This is a genomic window from Tropicimonas sp. TH_r6, assembly GCF_033101155.1.
GTDB lineage: Bacteria > Pseudomonadota > Alphaproteobacteria > Rhodobacterales > Rhodobacteraceae > Tropicimonas.
In genome coordinates, this window is the sequence record NZ_JAWMPX010000008.1 from 165,076 (window position 1) to 182,748 (window position 17,673).

At 63.6% G+C, this 17,673-nt stretch carries 17 protein-coding genes; 7 read left to right on the forward strand and 10 right to left on the reverse strand.

Annotation, left to right across the window (positions count from 1 at the left end):
* Positions 1-60 precede the first annotated feature (60 nt).
* From R3X27_RS10490 to R3X27_RS10500, 3 genes are read right to left on the reverse strand one after another with little or no spacing between them, the layout of a single operon-like run.
* Entirely contained in the window at positions 61-939 is an 879-nt protein-coding gene (locus R3X27_RS10490; protein ID WP_317708804.1) for an NAD(P)-dependent oxidoreductase, read from the reverse strand.
* Positions 936-1,775, reverse strand: coding sequence for a glycosyltransferase (locus tag R3X27_RS10495; RefSeq protein ID WP_317708805.1), 840 nt, complete (start codon positions 1,773-1,775; stop codon positions 936-938). The genes R3X27_RS10490 and R3X27_RS10495 overlap by 4 nt, the downstream gene beginning before the upstream one ends.
* 3 nt (positions 1,776-1,778) lie before the next feature.
* Positions 1,779-2,999, reverse strand: coding sequence for an NAD-dependent epimerase/dehydratase family protein (locus R3X27_RS10500; RefSeq protein ID WP_317708806.1), 1,221 nt, complete (start codon positions 2,997-2,999; stop codon positions 1,779-1,781).
* Between the two features lie 284 nt (positions 3,000-3,283).
* Between R3X27_RS10500 and R3X27_RS10505 the strand changes: the two genes are divergently transcribed.
* Positions 3,284-3,793, forward strand: coding sequence for a hypothetical protein (locus tag R3X27_RS10505; RefSeq protein ID WP_317708807.1), 510 nt, complete (start codon positions 3,284-3,286; stop codon positions 3,791-3,793).
* A gap of 70 nt (positions 3,794-3,863) precedes the next feature.
* Here the strand turns inward: R3X27_RS10505 and R3X27_RS10510 are convergent, their stop codons facing one another.
* Positions 3,864-4,391 (reverse strand): hypothetical protein, encoded by a 528-nt coding sequence (locus R3X27_RS10510; RefSeq protein ID WP_317708808.1) that lies wholly within the window; start codon positions 4,389-4,391, stop codon positions 3,864-3,866.
* A gap of 148 nt (positions 4,392-4,539) precedes the next feature.
* Between R3X27_RS10510 and R3X27_RS10515 the strand changes: the two genes are divergently transcribed.
* The 4 genes from R3X27_RS10515 to mmsB all read left to right on the forward strand — a co-directional run bounded on the left by R3X27_RS10515 (position 4,540) and on the right by mmsB (position 8,633).
* Positions 4,540-5,451: a pirin family protein gene (locus R3X27_RS10515; RefSeq protein ID WP_317708809.1), complete on the forward strand. Its 912-nt coding sequence runs from the start codon at positions 4,540-4,542 to the stop codon at positions 5,449-5,451.
* Between the two features lie 112 nt (positions 5,452-5,563).
* Positions 5,564-6,706, forward strand: coding sequence for an acyl-CoA dehydrogenase family protein (locus R3X27_RS10520; protein ID WP_317708810.1), 1,143 nt, complete (start codon positions 5,564-5,566; stop codon positions 6,704-6,706).
* Positions 6,703-7,761, forward strand: a complete 1,059-nt coding sequence (locus R3X27_RS10525) for an enoyl-CoA hydratase/isomerase family protein (protein ID WP_317708811.1) — start codon at positions 6,703-6,705, stop codon at positions 7,759-7,761. The genes R3X27_RS10520 and R3X27_RS10525 overlap by 4 nt, the downstream gene beginning before the upstream one ends.
* Positions 7,758-8,633: a 3-hydroxyisobutyrate dehydrogenase gene (gene mmsB, locus R3X27_RS10530; RefSeq protein ID WP_317708812.1), complete on the forward strand. Its 876-nt coding sequence runs from the start codon at positions 7,758-7,760 to the stop codon at positions 8,631-8,633. The genes R3X27_RS10525 and mmsB overlap by 4 nt, the downstream gene beginning before the upstream one ends.
* Before the next feature lie 74 nt (positions 8,634-8,707).
* Here the strand turns inward: mmsB and R3X27_RS10535 are convergent, their stop codons facing one another.
* A complete protein-coding gene (locus R3X27_RS10535; RefSeq protein WP_317708813.1) occupies positions 8,708-9,094 on the reverse strand; it encodes a DUF2147 domain-containing protein in 387 nt (128 codons plus the stop codon).
* A gap of 136 nt (positions 9,095-9,230) precedes the next feature.
* Here R3X27_RS10535 and hisA point away from each other — a divergent pair, with 136 nt between their 5' ends.
* Positions 9,231-9,950, forward strand: coding sequence for a 1-(5-phosphoribosyl)-5-[(5-phosphoribosylamino)methylideneamino]imidazole-4-carboxamide isomerase (gene hisA, locus R3X27_RS10540; protein WP_317708814.1), 720 nt, complete (start codon positions 9,231-9,233; stop codon positions 9,948-9,950).
* A gap of 107 nt (positions 9,951-10,057) precedes the next feature.
* Here hisA and R3X27_RS10545 read toward each other — a convergent pair whose 3' ends face one another.
* The 5 genes from R3X27_RS10545 to ychF form a co-directional block, all read right to left on the reverse strand.
* Positions 10,058-11,005: a glycosyltransferase family 2 protein gene (locus tag R3X27_RS10545; protein WP_317708815.1), complete on the reverse strand. Its 948-nt coding sequence runs from the start codon at positions 11,003-11,005 to the stop codon at positions 10,058-10,060.
* A 745-nt stretch (positions 11,006-11,750) separates the two neighbouring features.
* On the reverse strand, positions 11,751-12,188 hold the full coding sequence (locus R3X27_RS10550) for a 4'-phosphopantetheinyl transferase superfamily protein (RefSeq protein ID WP_317708816.1): 438 nt from the start codon (positions 12,186-12,188) through the stop codon (positions 11,751-11,753).
* Positions 12,185-13,351, reverse strand: coding sequence for a glycosyltransferase (locus tag R3X27_RS10555; RefSeq protein WP_317708817.1), 1,167 nt, complete (start codon positions 13,349-13,351; stop codon positions 12,185-12,187). Before R3X27_RS10555 ends, R3X27_RS10550 begins: the two co-directional genes overlap by 4 nt.
* Before the next feature lie 742 nt (positions 13,352-14,093).
* A complete protein-coding gene (locus R3X27_RS10560; RefSeq protein WP_317708818.1) occupies positions 14,094-15,275 on the reverse strand; it encodes a fasciclin domain-containing protein in 1,182 nt (393 codons plus the stop codon).
* A 511-nt stretch (positions 15,276-15,786) separates the two neighbouring features.
* Positions 15,787-16,884 carry a redox-regulated ATPase YchF gene (gene ychF / locus R3X27_RS10565; protein WP_317708819.1) on the reverse strand — a complete coding sequence of 366 codons (1,098 nt, stop codon included), beginning with the start codon at positions 16,882-16,884 and terminating at the stop codon, positions 15,787-15,789.
* A gap of 136 nt (positions 16,885-17,020) precedes the next feature.
* Between ychF and R3X27_RS10570 the strand changes: the two genes are divergently transcribed.
* Positions 17,021-17,431, forward strand: coding sequence for a VOC family protein (locus R3X27_RS10570; RefSeq protein ID WP_317708820.1), 411 nt, complete (start codon positions 17,021-17,023; stop codon positions 17,429-17,431).
* The last annotated feature ends 242 nt before the right edge of the window (positions 17,432-17,673 follow it).

The following is a 17,673-nucleotide window of genomic DNA, read 5'->3' on the forward strand; positions in this document are numbered from 1 at the left end:
ATCAGGCTAAGCGCGAGGTTGGCGTGACTTCGTGCTGATTTGGAGAAATCCGTGCCGAATTTACTGGAGCAATCCGGGCAGGCTCTCGCTCAAACGCCTGCGCCCTCCGGGGTGCCAGCCGAGGCTTCGCAACCGAGTGCAGGACATGGCCGAGATCTTCGCGCCATCCGCGCGCTTGGGGAGCGGAGCGCGGATGCCGGTCAGGCGGGCGACCTCCGTCAGCAGGTCATGTCGGTCGAGCAGGATGTCGGAGAGGTTGAAGCTGCGGCCGGCCAGCGAGGACGCCGGCGCAAGGAGCAAAAGTCGGATTGCGGCGGCAAGGTCGGCGCCATGGACCTCGGTTGAGATGCGCGGCGCGATGGGGCGACCGGCGCGGAAATCGTCGAAGAGCCGGGTCCATTTATGCGTCTGGCCCGGACCGGCGGGGCCGTAGATCCCGGTGGCGCGCAGGCTGGCCGTTGCGCAGCCCGGGCCGTTCAAAGCGGCAAGCGCCTGTTCGGCTTCCAGCTTGATCTTGCCATAGAGCGTGTCCGGCCGGGGCGGGAGGTCCTCGCCGAGAGTCGTGCCGGGCGGGTAATCGCCATAAACGGCGCGGGAGGAGAGGAAGAGGATGCGGCGGACACCATCGCGCCGCGCGGTCTCGAAAAGCGCCAGACTGCCGTCGAGATTGGCGCGCCGGAAGCCATCCGGATCGTCGCCTTCGCCGCCCCGGTATAGCCCCGGCACATGCTGAAAGGAGCAGTGAACGAGCGCGTCGCAGCCGACGAGCGGCGGCGGCGGGCCGGCGAGGTCATAGGCGAGGCGGGAGACCGGGCCGGAGAAGGCGCCATGATCGGGTGGGGTGCGGGTCAACGTGACGACATGGTCGCCGGCCGCAAGAGCCTCCTCGACGATGAAACGGCCAACCAGTCCGGTTGCGCCGGTGATGGCCAGCCTCATGCGAGGGGGCCCGGGAGGCTGTCTATCTCCGGAACGGGGGCGTCGCTCGCGAAAGCTTCCCAGAGGGCGATCAGCGGCGCGAGCTTGTCTGCCTTTGCGTGGCCGGCCTGCCACGGTTTCTCGTATTGGAAATGCAGGATGCGGATCGCCGACCAGTCCCAGAGCTCCGGCATGTTGAACCAGACATATTGCAGCATGTTGTCGAAAACCGGCAGCCCGTGCCAGTCCGGGAAGAAATGTTGCAGGAAGCTCTGGTCGGTTCGGCGCCAGAAGGCGCCCGGCACGTCCAGCTCGGCCAGCATCCGCTCGAATGTCTGCGCATTCGGGCGGGCGGTGAAGACGCCGGAATTGAGCCGGTGGAAATCGGACAGGCTCTCGTAGACATTGGGTGCGGCGGAGAATTCCGGGTAGTCGAAGAGCCGGTCGCAACTGCGCAGCATGAGCGTATCGGCATCGATGAAGACGACGCTGTCATAGTCTTCCAACTGCCAGAGCCGGAGCTTGGCGAAATTGTCCAGGGGTGTATGGAAACCCGGTTTTTCGCCTTTGGTGAAGGGCGCGCGACCGTGCAGCCGGTCGCGCGCATGGGCCTGGTTGAAGGCGTCGGAGGTCGGCAGCAGGTCCACCTTGATCAGCCGGGCGCCAAAGGCGACGAGCGGCGCCATGTCCCGTACCTCAACGGCGCCGGTGAGGAGCACGACGATATCCGCCGCCGTCCCTGTCGCCCGGATCGAGCGAACAAGCGCCTTCGCGCCGAGCGCGTAATCGGCATTGGTGACCAGTGTCACATAGGCCTGACGGCTGTTGGCCGGGGCGCTGGCCTGCAGACCTTCCATCCCTCAGCCGACCGATTTCAGCTGCGCGGCCTCGGGATCATGGACAATGCGCTGCGCGATATCCTTCGTCCAGGCGGAGACGCAGGGGACGTGTTTCCGGTCGGCCCTGTGCGCATAGCGCTCCGCGATATGAACGATTTCGTCGAGCAGCCCGGCCTCCAGCTTGATCGGGTCCAGACCGAGGGCGAGGAAGCCGTCATTCTTCACGATCAGCTCGTTCTCGGCGGCTTCCTTGCGCGGATTGGGCAGGAAGGCGATTTCGCTGCCGGTCATCTGTGACACCATCGCGGCGAGGTCGCGCACGCGGTGGGTCTCGGTCATCTGGTTGAAGATCCGCACCCGGTCGCCCTGCTCCGGCGCATCGCCAAGCGCCAGCTCGATGCAGCGCACCGTGTCCTGGATGTGGATGAAGGCGCGGGTCTGACCGCCCGTGCCGTGGACCGTCAGCGGGTAGTTGATCGCGGCCTGGATCAGGAAGCGGTTGAGGACTGTGCCGTAATCGCCATCGTAGTCGAAACGGTTGATGAGCTGCTCATGGCGCCGGGTCTGGTCGGTATGGGTGCCCCAGACGATGCCCTGATGCAGGTCGGTGATCCGCAGCCCGTCATTCTGGGCATAGAACTGGAACTGGATCTGATCGAGCGACTTGGTCATGTGATAGACCGAGCCGGGCTTTGTCGGATAGAGAACCTCCAGCCCCTTTTTCTCACCCTCGAGATTGGTGATCTCGACATCGAGATAGCCCTCGGGGATCGCCGCGCCGACACTGGAATAGCCATAGACGCCCATCGTGCCAAGATGGACCAGATGCGCGTCGATCTCGGTTTCGACCATCGCTGCCAGCAGGTTGTGCGTGGCGCTGACATTGTTGTCGACGGTGTAGTTCTTGTGCCGGTCCGACTTCATCGAGTAGGGCGCTGCGCGCTGTTCGGCGAAATGGATGATCGCGTCGGGCTTCATCTCGGCCAGCCACTGCTTGAGCCGTTGGTACTCCTTGGCAAGGTCCAGCAGGTGGAAGGAGATCTCGTTTCCGGAGGTTTCGCGCCAGATCCGGCAGCGCTCCTGGATCGAATCCATCGGCGTGAGCGACTGCACGCCGAGTTCGGTGTCGATCCAGCGGCGGGAGAGGTTGTCGAGGATATGGACCTCGTGGCCGAGATTGGAGAGATGCAGGGATGTCGGCCAGCCGCAGAATCCGTCGCCCCCAAGAACCGCAATACGCATCAGTCGCTCCTTCCCGGCCACCCGGCCTGTCTGTCTCTTCGTTTTGAGAGATGGCATAGGGCGGAGCGCGCGTCATGTCTAATGAAAGTAATGCAACAGGAAATCATAAAATTTCGCACGAATTACACGTTTTCTTTCATGTGGCGGCATTGTTCGCACGCTTCTGCGGCAAAATCGAAAGATAACTCTCTTGTCGCGAAAGGTTTCTGGGCTGGCGTTTTCCACTCCCGAGCCCGACCGCAAGCGGCTAGAGTGGGGGGAACCTTTTCAGTCAAAGTGATCCAATGTCCCTGACATCTTCCCGTTTCCTGCGCGCGCTGCGCGACCTTCTGATCGCGATGATCAATGCGACCTTGATCCTTGTTGCGCTCTGTCTCTTTCTTGGCTTGCGGTTGTCGGACCGGGTCGAACGTGTCGCGACGGGAATCGCGCAGAGCGTTGTCAGCCTCGATCCGCTGCGGGATGACGTGCAGGGGATGACGGACGAGATCTCCGCGCTCCGGGCCGATCTGGCGGGGTTCCGTGAGGCTTCGGGCGCGGTGACCTCGGAGGCGGGGCAGGCGCTCCAGGTGCGGCTTGGTGCGATGGAGGCCCGGCTCGATTCGGTTGGGACGCGTGTCGACACTGTCCGGGAGCGGCTGCAATCGGTGGAGTTCGATCCCGAGGCGCTTGTGGATCATGCCATCCAGACGGCCTCGGCAGAGGTCGTGCGCGCGGCAGGGATGCTGTCGGGCTGCGAGATGCCGTCCGAGGCGCCAGTGCCGCCGATCGGGGCCGTACAGGACAGCGAGTGATCCGAACGAGGCTGGCGGCGACCACTTCCGCGATGTGCCGGTCGGCACGGAACCGGGGCGGTTCCGGCGCTCAGTCCTGCGCTGCGGACTCCTCGAGTGCAGCCACGGCGCGCGCCGCGATCAGCGCTGCAAGGATTTCCGCCACGGCCTTGGTCTCATGCGCGGCCGTGATCCCGCCCACGCCGATCCGACGCCCGAGCCGCCAATAGAGCCCGGGTGCCCAGCGATTGCCGGCCTCCGGCTCGGACAGTTGCAGCAGGAACCCGTTGGACGGCTTGACGGCAAAGGTGCCGCGCTCCACCCGGATGATGCTGTCCACCCGCGCTACGACGCGCCCACCGCTTTCCCGCAGGACCTCGGATGTCAGCTCCAGCCCGTGCTCGGTGTTCCGTCGCAGAGATTCCGAGAGATACAGGGTGCCGGCCCCGAGGATCAGCAGGAAAACCCGCCAATGCAACTCCGCTGGCGGCTTGGCAATCGCGAGATAGAGCACGGCGACTCCCAGCGTGCAGAGCACGATGATCCCCATCATGCGTCGGGGCGCTGACGGAGAAATGGTGGCGAGGATGCGGTCGGGGTCGATGCTCTGTTCTGTCATGCCGCCTGATTTACGCGGGACGGGCGCGGAGCGCGAGTGAAATCATGTTCTTGCAAAAATGCACAAAAGCGGCGCGCTACGATATCGATGGTTCGAATTGCCGCGAAGCCTCGATCTCCCTACCTTACGCAGCGAAAGGAGACAGATCATGTCACTGAGACCTGTTGACCGTATCTCCCACGCGGTTCCGACTATGGAAGGGGCCGGCGTGAAGCTGCACCGCGCCTTTGGCTTTCAGGAGCCGGAGTTGATGGACCCGTTCCTGCTCTTCGACGACTTCCGCAACGAGCGCCCCGAAGATTTCAGCGCCGGATTCCCCTGGCATCCGCATCGGGGCATCGAGACGATCACCTATGTGCTCGATGGCACGGTCGAGCATCAGGATAGCCTGGGCAATACCGGTCGGCTCGGCGCGGGCGATGTCCAGTGGATGACCGCCGGTTCTGGAATCCTGCATCAGGAGATGCCGGAAGGCAGCGCGTCGGGGCGGATGCATGGTTTCCAGCTCTGGGCCAACCTGCCCGGCGACCTGAAAATGACAACGCCGCGCTATCAGGATGTGACCGCCGCCGATATTCCACTGATCGAGGAGGATGATGGCACCCGGATCAAGGTGATCACCGGCGCGTTTTACGGCAAGAGCGGTCCGGTTGACGGGATCGCGGCGGACCCGCTCTATCTCGACATCTTCGTCCCTGCCGGACGGCGCAAGACCTTCCCGATTGATACCCGGCGGCAGGCCTTCGCCTATGTCTTCGAGGGCGCTGGGGCCTTTGCCGACGCGGCCGCGCCGCAGGGCGTGTTGCTGGAGAAGGAGGTGATGGGCCAAGAGGTGAATATCCGCGACCTCTCCGGCAACCGCACCGTGATCCGCTTCGGGCAGGGCGATGAGGTTGTCGTGCAGGCCGGACCGGAGGGGATTCGCTTCCTGTTGGTCGCCGGTGCTCCGATCCGCGAACCCGTTGCCTGGCATGGCCCCATCGTGATGAACACGCAGGAGGAGTTGCGTCAGGCCTTCCGCGAGCTGCGCAATGGCAGTTTCATCCGCCCCGCACACTGACCTGTTCGCCCCGGACCTCCCGTCCGGGGCGAAGAATTTTGCTTGCCTCCCACCCCCCTCCCATGGAAATTGAACGGATATTCAATTTCCGTCAGCTTTGGGGAGGAGGCTCATGGATTTCGCGCTCACCGAGGAACAGGTGGCCATATTCGACATGGCCCGCGCCTTTGGCGCAGAATACATCGCGCCCTTTGCCGCCGGCTGGGAGGAAGAGGGCACGATTCCGAAGGATCTCTGGCCGAAACTGGCCGAGCTGGGCTTTGGCGGGCTCTACGTCTCCGAAGAGGCAGGCGGCTCGGGGCTGAGCCGGCTGGACGCGACGCTGGTCTTCGAGGCGCTCTCGATGTCCTGCGCCTCGGTGGCGGCCTTCCTGTCGATCCACAACATGTGCTGCAAGATGCTGGACAAGTTCGGCTCCGATGAGCTCAAGGCCCGTTACCTGCCCGGCGCCCTCAGCATGGAGACAGTGTTCTCCTACTGCCTGACCGAACCGGGCTCGGGCTCGGACGCGGCGGCGCTGAAGACGAAGGCGGAGCGCAGCAATGCCGGCTACAGCCTCACCGGCACAAAGGCTTTCATCTCCGGTGGGGGTTATTCCGACGCCTATATTGTCATGGCACGGACCGGGCAGGACGGCCCGAAAGGCATCTCCGCGCTGGTGATCGAGGACGGAACGGACGGGCTCTCCTATGGCGGGTTGGAGGCCAAGATGGGCTGGAAGAGCCAGCCGACGCGAGCCGTGCAGATGGATGATGTTCTGGTTCCTGCGGAGAACCTGCTCGGCGAGGAGGGGCGCGGCTTTGCCTATGCCATGGCCGGACTCGATGGCGGACGGCTGAACATTTCCGCCTGCAGCCTCGGCGCCGCTCAGGCCGCACTCGATGCGACGCTGCTTTACATGTCCGAGCGCAAGGCGTTCGGGCAGAGCATCGACCAGTTCCAGGCGCTGCAATTCCGCCTCGCGGATATGGAGATCGAGATGCAGGCCGCGCGCACCTTCCTGCGCCAGGCCGCCTGGAAGCTCGACCAGGGCGCGCCGGATGCGACGAAGTTCTGCGCCATGGCGAAGAAGTTCGTCACCGAAACGGGGAGCCGCGTCGCCGACCAGTGCCTCCAGCTCCATGGCGGTTATGGCTATCTCGCCGATTACGGGATCGAGAAGATCGTGCGTGACCTGCGCGTCCACCAGATCCTCGAAGGCACGAACGAGATCATGCGCCTGATCGTGGCGCGGCAGATGGTGAGCAACCGATGAGTGAAATCTCCATCCGCAAGGTCGGCCGCACCGGGCGGATTACGCTGACGCGGCCCAAGGCGCTCAACGCGCTGAGCTACGAGATGTGCCTCGCCATCGACGCCGCGCTGAAGGACTGGGCCGGGGATGACGACGTCGCCATGCTGGTCATCGACGCCGAGGGCGAGAAGGCCTTCTGCGCCGGCGGGGACATTGCGCAGATGTATTCCACGGGGATGGCGGGCGAATACACGTACGGTCAGCGTTTCTGGCGTGACGAATACCGGATGAATGCCCGGATCTTCGAATTTCCCAAGCCGGTGGCGAGCTTCCTGCAAGGCTTCACCATGGGTGGCGGCGTGGGAGTCGGGTGCCACGGTTCGCACCGGGTCGTCTGCGAGAGCAGCCAGATCGCCATGCCCGAATGCGGCATCGGGCTGGTGCCGGATGTCGGCGGCTCGCTGCTGCTGGCGCGCGCGCCGGGGCGGTTGGGCGAGTATCTCGGTACAACGGGTACGCGGATGGGACCGGCGGATGCGATCTTGGCCGGGTTCGCGGATTACTTCGTGCCCGAAGCCGAATGGCCGGCGCTGATCGCAACACTTGAGGAGACGGGCGACTGGACCCGGATCGACGCCGCCGCCAGCGCGCCGCCCGAGGGGCCGTTGGACGGCAAGCGGGACGAGATCGAACGGCATTTCGGCGGCGAGACCCTGGGCGACATCCTTCGTTCGCTGCGCAGCGAGGAGACCGAGTTCACGCGTGCGACGTTGAAAGCGCTCGGGCGGAATTCCCCGCTGGCCATGGGCTGTACGGTTGAAATGGCGCATCGGCTCGGCGAGGGGGCGGGCATCCGGCAGGCGCTCGGGCTTGAATATCGCTTCACCCACCGATCGCTGGAGAATTCGGATTTCCTCGAAGGCATTCGGGCTGCGATCATCGACAAGGATCGCAGCCCGTGTTGGCAATACGGGCTGGAGGAGATCACGCCCTCCATGGTGAGCGAGATGCTGCGGCCGTTGGGCGCTGACGCGCTGACATTCGAGGATGCGGAACAGGGGGAGGAGACGGCATGAAAATCGGGTTTATCGGACTTGGAAATATGGGCGCGCCGATGGCGGCCAATCTTGCGGCGGCGGGGCATGAGGTGACGGGGTTCGACCTTGCCGCTCCCTGCCCGGACGGCGTTTCGCCTGTGGAGAGCGCGATGGAGGCGGCGCGTGGCGCGGATGTCGTCGTCACCATGCTGCCAAATGGCGAGATCCTGCGAGCGGTTGCGGCAGAGATCCACGGTGCTATGGCGCCGGGGGCGGTGCATCTGGATTGCTCGACGGTCGATGTCGACAGCGCCCGCGCGGTGGCTGACGCGGCGGAGGCGGCGGGGCTCTCAGCGGTGGATGCGCCGGTCTCGGGCGGCGTTGGCGGCGCCTCGGCCGGCACGCTGACCTTCATGGCCGGCGGCAGCGACGCCGCCTTTGCCACCGTCGCGCCGCTCTTCGAGGTGATGGGGCAGAAGGCGGTGCATTGCGGTGCGGCCGGGGCCGGTCAGGCGGCGAAGATCTGCAACAACATGATCCTCGGCATCACGATGATCGGCACCTGCGAGGCGTTCGCGCTGGCCGACAAGCTCGGGCTCGACCGCCAGAAGATGTTCGACGTGGTCTCGACCTCCTCGGGCTATTCCTGGTCGATGAACGCCTATTGCCCCGCGCCCGGCGTTGGCCCGACCTCGCCGGCGGATAACGACTACCAGCCCGGTTTCGCCGCGGCCCTCATGCTCAAGGACCTGCGCCTGAGCCAGCAGGCCGCCGAGGCCGCGGATGCCGACACGCCGCTGGGGGCGGCAGCGATGGCGCTCTATGCGCAGTTCGTGGAAGCAGAAGAGGGGGGCGGGAAGGACTTTTCTGCCATGCTGCCCCGCCTTGCCGCGCGCGGGCGAGCGGGCTGATCCGGCAGGACAGAACGGGCGGAAAACCGGTAGACCGGAGCGGGCAAATCTCTGCCCGCCCCGGCACGCGGCGGCTAGTTCACCCGGGTCCAGGTCTGGCTGCGGCAGATCGGACCGACACAGCCCGAGACTTTCAGCGAATTGCCTGACAGCGCCATTTTCGACTTGTAGGTCTTGTCGCGGTCCGGTGCCCAGATCTTGCCTCCGGAATATTTCCCACCACCACTCGCCGTCATGTCCCAGACCATCCGCTTGCCGACCGTGTCGGAAGAAACGGATTTCCCCGCGCCATTGAACGCCTTGCCAATCGTGCCGCAGATCGCGCTGCCGCAGGACGTCAGGGTGACATGCGCGAAATTGCCGTCATCGCCGGGTTGCGTCTTCCAGGTGCCGAGAATCGGATCCGCGGTCGCTATGCTGCCGAAACAGACTAAGGCCGCCGCCAGGGCGAGCTTCTTCATGTGGTGTCCTCCCATTCACATTCCGGGCAGTCTGTCGCAGCCCCACGCGAGGGATCAACAATGACGTCCCGTCGCTTTGCATTCGCCCGCGACACATGGCACAGAGCGGTCCGAGACCAGAAGAAAGGGCCACGACATGATCCTCTATCCCGCAATCGACCTGAAGGACGGCCATTGCGTGCGTCTGCTCAAGGGCGACATGGAGAAGGCCACGGTCTTTGGCGACGATCCGGCCGCGCAGGCGCGCCAGTTCGTCGAGGCGGGCAGCGAATGGCTGCACCTCGTTGATCTCAACGGCGCCTTTGCCGGGCGCCCTGTGAACGCGGCCGCGGTCGAGGCAATCCTGGCCGCGGTGGATGTGCCGGTCCAGCTTGGCGGCGGCATCCGCGATATCGAAACCATCGAGATGTGGCTCGACAAGGGGGTTGCGCGGGTGATCCTCGGAACCGTGGCCGTCGAAAACCCGGACCTCGTGCGCGAGGCGGCTTCGCTCTTTCCCGGCAAGGTGGCCGTAGGGCTCGATGCGCGCAACGGAAAAGTCGCCACGCGCGGCTGGGCCGAGGAGACCGAGGTGACCGTGACCGACCTGGCCGGGCAGCTCGAAGATGCTGGCATCGCCGCGATCATCTACACTGATATCGACCGCGACGGTGCGATGCAGGGCCCGAACGTCTCGGCGACGGCGGCGCTTGCGCGCGCCACGACCATACCGGTCATCGCGTCGGGCGGGGTGTCCTCGCTCAAGGATATCGAAGCGTTGCGGGACGCGATCGGAATTTCCGGCGTCATCTCCGGGCGTGCGCTCTACGACGGCGCGCTGGATCTGAAAGCAGCACTGGACGCCTTGGCCGGCTAAACGGGGATCGACACGCAGCCGAGAGTGTGGGCGCGACAGGATGCAAAATGGCGGGCCGCACCCGCAATCGCTTTCGGGGCGCGAGTCGTTTGCCGCGCTGAGCCTCGTTAGATCTCGCTCGCCCGCCGTGGATCGATCTTTCCGCGAAGTATATCCCAGAAGGCGCGGAGATTGCCGCGAAGCCGTCCCCGGCTGTCGATCCATTGCCGCGGGCGAATCGAATGGACCAGGTTGGAGGCGAAGACCTGCCCGGTCAGGAGCAGCATCTTGCGGGTCGAGACAGTTCCCTTGCGGAGCATGTAGACGGGATTAACGATCTGCGAGTAGCCCAGCCGCCGCCCCGGCGTACGGCCGGTCCTGGTGCCAAGATGCACACCGCGCAGAAGGTTGGAACGCACGAGACGACCATAATCGGCAAGCTGGCGTGAGAAGTCGATATCCTCCAGCCAGGAATAGAGCGGCAGGGCTTCATCGAAGCGCAGCCCGAATGTCAGGATCGGTCGTGCGCGAACCGCCATGTTGCAGCCATAGCCGTTATAGACGTCTTTCAATTGCTCCGGCGCGGTCAGGACGGCTTCCCGGTCAAGGATCTGCTGGCCGGTCTCATGATCGTATCCGCGACCAACCACCCCATCGGCTATCACCGCCCCGGTGGCCAGGACGATATAGGGATGGCGCTCGAACACTGCCATCACCTCGGCGAAGTAATTCGGCGCCATCAGGAAATCGTCATCGAGGAACATCAGGATGTCCGCCAATTCGATCTGTTCGAGGATCCGGTTGCGCCGGGCAGACAGGCTGCGCGCACCGACCACGACCTTGATCGGAAAGGGCAACCCGGTCAGGGCGGCGCGGTCGATATCCCGTTCTTGCGCAACGGCGAGGACCACGAGATCCGGCAGACGCTCCTGTTCGGTGATATGGCGAACGGTCTCGGTCAGTATCTCGCGCCGACCTGAGGTTGGAACGCCAAGGATCAGCCGACGCGGACCGGGTGGAATCGGTGCATCCTCTGGCGATGGCCTGTCTTGGGCGGGGCGGGTCGTGGCTTTCATTGGGCAAATTCCTTTGACTGCAATTCCCACAACGGTCACTTAAATCTCAGCGTCTGGGGTGTAATGAGTATTGCCTATACCATGGCACCGACTAATTCTCGCCCCATGACGGAGGGGGAGGGCGCAGTTTTTTCGCATGACCAGGCATGTCGCCTGGTATTTTGAAATTCTGTCATGCCTGTTCCTCTTGTTTGGGATTTGCAGCTTGTTGCTGACGTGAAATCGATCTCGCGTGGCCTCACCGGGCGTCGCACCCACTCAGCACGGAATTGGTGGTCTTGAGTGCGGGCTGCCGGATCTCGTTCCGGCAATTCCTGAACGCGGGCATCCGCATCCGGGGTCGTCGCCCGAGGTTTCAGGCTGCCAAAGCGTTTATGTGCATGTCCGATCCGGGTCTGACGGAAGACCTCCGAGCTGCTTTCGTACATCAGAAGCACCGCCGTGATCGTCCCCATTACAGGCGGGAAACGCGTCAGTGTGTCCCCCTCCAGGACACTGTTGAGCACGCGCTTCGACACTCTGATTTTGTGCAAGGCATTAACCATGTTTTCCGAAACGGCAGAGGGCGATGGGCTGTGAACATTAGGCAATGAGCGGAAAGGGGAGATTGTTTCGTTCTGCTTTCTCATACAACTTTCTAGACCGCTCTCGCAGCCGCCCTCAATTGTGTCAATGAGGACCACACCCAATATCAATCTGTCACATTTCAGAGAAAGAACCACCCGGAGTCGTATTAACAAACTGTTTACGGATTCGGGATTGTGCTGGTGGGGAGGCGTTTTTCGAAAGAGGCCGTCTGATCTTGTCTGACCAGGGGCAGGGTGCAATCGCGCAGGGTGATCCGCGCCGGGCCGCGGGTTGCCAGAGCGCCGACGAAACCGTCCGCGAGGTCGAAATGGGTCAGGGACCAGTCTTCGGCGCGCGCGCTGGGTAGCCGAATGGCTTTCATCTCGGCCGGTGCACCGGGGCTCAGCGAGACATCGAGTGCGTCCATTTCCACGGTCAACCCGGTCCCGAGCGCCTTGACCAACGCTTCTCTACGGGTCCAGCGCCGGAAGAAGCCAGCGGGCCAGAGGGGGGGAGAGAGCGATGCGTGTTCGTCCTCGCCCAGGGTCGCGCGCAACGCGTCGAGGCGTGTCTGCGCGGGTTCCAGTGACCGGATCCTGAGATCACCCCCGATCATTGCACCACCCGGACGCCCTGTTTCAGCAGTTCGCATTCCATGCCTGCGCGGAAGCTGGCCTCGTCAAAGCGTTTGGCATGGGCGAGCAGCCTCGCCGTGTCGGGCCGGTCCAGCCCGTCGGCTTCGAAGCGCTCGATCGCGCTGATCAGCCCTTCGGGGCTCTGCTCGGGGAAGAGCAGCCCGGTTTCCCCGTCGATCACCGTGTCCAGCGCTCCGCCGCGCCCATAGGCGATGACTGGGCGGCCGGAGGCCATCGCCTCTACCGGTGTGATGCCGAAATCCTCCTCGCCGGGAAACAGCAGAGCCTTGCAGCGCGCCATTTGCGACTTCAGGACGTCAAAGGAAACATGGCCGAGGAAGACGATATTGTCCTTCGCCCGTGCTTGTCGCGCGGCAACGGTCTTGTCGGGGCCACCGATCACCACGAGCTTGCGGCCGAGCCTGTTAAAGGCCTCGATGACGATGTCGGGACGTTTATAGGGAGCGAGCTCGCCGGCCCAGAGATAGAAATCGCCGAGTTCCGCCTGCGGGACGGGGGCGAACGCCTCGACGTTGACTGGCGGGTGGACGATACCGGCCTCCCGGCGCCAGTATTTCCTGATCCGGGCGGCGACATGGGTCGAGTTGGCGACAAACCGGTCGACGCGGGCGGCAGATGTGACATCCCATTGGCGCAGCCGATGGGCCACATGCGGCATGACCTGTCGCGTCAGCCAGCCGGCACCGTCGCGATAGGTGTGGTATTGATCCCAGAGGTAGCGCATGGGCGAATGGCAGTAGCACAGGTGCGGCGCTTCGGGCGGGCCGATGACGCCCTTGGCCGGACCGCTCTCGGAGGAGAGCACAAGGTCGTAGCCCGAGAGGTCGAGCTGTTCCAGGGCGCGGGGCATGAAGGGCAGGTATTTCCGATACTGCGTCGCGGCCATCGGGAGGCCTGCGATGAATGTCGTCCTGATCCGGTGCCGCCTGAGCGTCTCTGAGAGCGCGTCCGGAACCACAACATGTGTGTAGATATCGGCCTGAGGGAACATGCGACAGAGCGCTTCGAGCACCTTCTCGCCGCCGCGCATTCCGACCAGCCAGTAGTGTATCAAGGCCACGCGCATTTCGGAGGACGAGCGGGGGGCGAGGCGCTCGAGCGCGGGGGCGATCTCATGCATCATGGAAATACCCTCCGATCCGGGGCTCCGGTGCCTCAGCGTGAGTGCCGGTCACATAGATGGTGCCGTCCAGATTGACCGGGAGGTTGGTGTGCACGGACATCGTCCGGGCCCGTATGAACGGATCTTCGGCAATGCGTCTGACACGGGAAGAGGCGCTCAGGTCCGAAGGCATGATCCTGCTATTCATCGATGGCGGTCTCGCAGGCCGCTTCCCGGGCGGTGCCGGGGGCTGGACACGGGGGCACCCTGCGCCGCCAGTTCAGCACAAGCCTGTCCGGTCGACTGGGGACGGTCCTGTCTCATAGTTCCAACGCGCAAATCACACTCCCTCGCGCGGCTTTTCCACCGCTTCGGACGAGCCACCCACCCATGATCAAGGTGTCATCCGTGCGCGGAAAGTCAAATTCAGACGGTTAAGAGACGAATTTTCCGGTTCTTGGTGGAACAATGCCTGTGGTTGGCGATGAATTGTTGACGCCGGTACGGGCGTTTCTGCCGTGGGGGCACTGTCGCCTGGAACGATTCGAGCACGGTCCCCGGGGAGGGCCTGTCCTGGTGCCCGTCCTTCGCGAAGACGATGGCGCCGAGTTCGGGCATGGCGTCGGGCCGTTTCGCTTCGATCAGCCGATGACCGCCTTGCCCGATCCGTTCGGAGGCGTCGATGGCCAGGAACCTGAAAAAAGGGAAAGCCGAGGGAATGTCCCGCCGGCTTCCTTGTTTGCTCGGTGAAGTGGTGGCTGTATCAGGCGATCATGTCTTCCGCGAAAATGAAGTCGCTCTCGTCCAGCAGGTGTTCGCGCGTTCCGAAGAGAAGGACGCTGTCGCCATCTTCGAAGTGGATCCGAGATCCGAAGAACCCCCCGTCGATCTGGTCTTCGATATCGGAGTAGCTGTCGATTCCCTCGTAGGACGACAGGTCGATCTTGTCGACGCCGTTCCGGAAGAAGAAAATGATGTCATCGTCGCTGCCGTTTCCAAAAACGAATGTGTCGCGTCCGCCACCACCGATCATCCGGTCGTTGCCGGCGCCACCCTCGATGATGTCATCGCCGTGACCGCCATAGATCTTGTCGCGCCCGGAGCCGCCGTCCATGATATCGGCGCCGCGTCCACCAGACATCCAGTCATTGCCGGAGCCGCCGTCCATGGCATCGTTTCCGCCACCACCGTAAATCTTGTCGTTTCCGGATTCGCCTTTCAGGATGTCATTGCCCCGCGCCCCCGAGATCCAATCGTTTCCGCTGCCGCCGAACGCGACGTCGTTGCCGATACCGGCTCGGATGATGTCGGCACCGCCATTGCCATCGATGAAGTCATTGCCAGACCCGGTATTGTATGAATCGCCATCGTCATCGCCGATGATGAAATCCGTTCCGGGCTGCGTCAGGATCGAGCTGACGGGCAATGGCAGCAAGACACCGTCAAGGACGTGGATGATGCCATTGCCACCGTCGACATCGAAGCCGATCAGGTTCGGATCGGGCAGCCCGGGATCGAGATCGACGAGGCCGGGCGCAGACAGGTTGAGTGTCACGCTGCCGCCTTGCAAGGTCGCGATCGATGCGCCGTCGCCCAGGCTGGCCACGGTTGCCAAGTCGAATGCGCCGCTGTCCACGACGTGATAAGTCAGGATGCTCTGCAAGAGCGGGATCGGATCGCCCCCGCCGAGAAGCGTCAGCGCATCGACGATGAAGCCGAGCGAGCCGCCCTCATCCGACCCACCATAGCCGAGCGTCTGGGCGAGCCCGATGAAGGCATCGTCGTTCGGGGCAAATACCGTGAACGTGGCGTCCTCATTGCTCAAAGCCGGAGCGAGGCCCGCCGTCAGGACGGCCTCCCTCAGCAGGTCGAAATCCATACCATTGGTATCAGTCGTTCCCGGCGCACCACTGAGTTCCACGACCGTGTTTACGATATTTGCCATTTGATCCTCCGTCTCGCATTGTTCCAACAGTCCGAAACCAACCAGCTCGGTCGCCGCGGCGCCGAATGAACTCTTGAATGGGTCTTCATTTTCTCTTTCGAACTGTCTGATCTACGCCGCGCAGGGGAATGTGGATCACTGGTTCCGCGGTTTTTGCGGGATCATCTGATCTGGCATCTTCGAGACGGCCATCGAGGCCGGGATGCCCGAGGCATCGGGTCTGGTTCGTTCGCTGTCCAGAGGGATGCAGCTGAACGGTTTGTTTGAAAAGGGTTTTTCAGCCGGTGTCGGAAGCGTGGCTGCGCTCCACACATGAACTTTCGAACGCCGGGCGCGGTGGGAAGCGCGACACGGGGCCATTCTCTCATCCGGGCTCTGACGCGGATGTGTTCTGCGCGTGATTAGGACATTTCTGCTTGGATCGCTCAAGCGGCGCTGCCGCCGAACGAGCGTCGTTCGGCGGTGCTTTCTCGAGGCAGTTTTCTTCCGGTGGGGCGCTTTTGCGGCCGGTTCAGGCGTTGAAGAGGAAATGCATGACGTCGCCGTCCTGCACGATATAGCTCTTGCCCTCGACCCGCATCTTCCCGGCCTCCTTGGCACCGGTCTCGCCACCGCAGGCGACGTAATCCTCGTAGGCGATGGTCTCGGCGCGGATGAAGCCGCGTTCGAAATCGCCATGGATGACGCCGGCGGCCTTGGGCGCACTGTCGCCCTTGTGGATGGTCCAGGCGCGGGCTTCTTTCGGACCGGCGGTGAAATAGGTCTGAAGATCAAGCAAATCATGGCCGACGCGGATCAACCGGTCGAGCCCGGCCTCGTCCAGTCCCAGCTCGGAGAGGAACATCTCGGCCTCCTCCGGCTCGAGTTGGGAGATCTCTTCCTCGATCTTGGCCGAGATCACCACGGCAGCGGCGCCCTGCTCGGCGGCCATCTTTTCGACGGCCTTCGAATGCGCGTTGCCCTCTGCGGCCTCATCCTCGGAGACATTGCAGACATAGAGGATCTTCTTCGTGGTCAGGAGCTGCAGCATCTCCCAGGCCTTGGCGTCCTCGGCATCGATCTCGACGCTGCGGGCGGGCTGGCCATTCTCCAGCGCTTCGAGGGCGGCGCGCAGCAAGCGGTCCTGCTGGAGCGCCTCCTTGTCATTGCCCTTGATCTTGCGCACCAGCCCCTGCAGGCGTTTCTCGATGCTCTCCATGTCGGCCAGCATCAGCTCGGTCTCGATGGTTTCAGCATCCTCGACCGGGTTCACCCGGCCATCGACATGGGTCACATCGCCATCCTCGAAGCAGCGCAGCACATGGGCGATGGCATCACATTCGCGGATATTGGCGAGGAACTGGTTGCCAAGCCCCTCGCCCTTGGAGGCACCCTTCACCAGGCCGGCAATGTCGACGAAGGTCATCCGCGTGGGGATGATCTGTTTGGAGCCGGCAATCTCTGCGAGCTTGTCCAGCCGCGTGTCCGGCACGGCCACCTCGCCGACATTCGGTTCGATGGTGCAGAAGGGAAAATTCGCGGCCTGGGCAGCGGCGGTTCTGGTCAGCGCGTTGAAGAGCGTGGATTTGCCGACATTCGGCAGGCCCACGATGCCGGTCTTGAAACCCATTTCGGTCTCCTTGGAATGCGTTGGGGCGGCACCTAGCGCGGCGCGGGCACATACGCAAGGCGTAGGACTTGTCGGAATCGTGTTACACTGAGTGCTGTAGCCTGTGTGGGCAGGTGTTTTGTTCAGGAGACGCGGAATGACCCCGACCGTTTATGTGATGTTCAAGGATGGCCAATGCCGGGAGGCGATGGACTTCTATGCCGGGCTTTTCGGCGGCGAGGTGGCTGCGACGATGACCTTCGCCGAAGGACCGATGGAGATGCCGCCGGAGAAGGCCGGTTGGGTGATGCATTCGGTGCTCAATTTCCTCGGTGGCGCGTTGATGGGCTGCGATGACATGGGGCAGTACCAGCCGATGGCAGGCTGTTCGATCTCGGTGGATGCCGCGGATGCTGCCGGCGCAGAGGCATGGTTCAACGCGCTGGCCGAGGGTGGACAGGTGACGATGCCCTTCGCCGCGACTTTCTTCAGCCCCGGCTTCGGAACCGTGACGGATCGGTTCGGGATCAACTGGATGGTCGGGGTCTACGAGGCGCCGGAAGGGTAGACAGGGCGCTCCGCTGGCGTCTTGCGGCGGGGCGCCAAGTGACGTTGGCACGGAGTCAACGGCGAAGCCCGCCGTGCCAGCGCCATCCCCTGGCAGGCGCTGGCACGGCTACCGTCGCAAGAGCAGCGAAGGTCCGTGGCGTCGGCAACGCACCCCGTTCGACCTCGCCCCTCCCCCCCTGCGAAATGACCGCGCGGCAGCTGCATCTCCCCTTGGCGTCGCGCTGCGGGACGGCGATGATA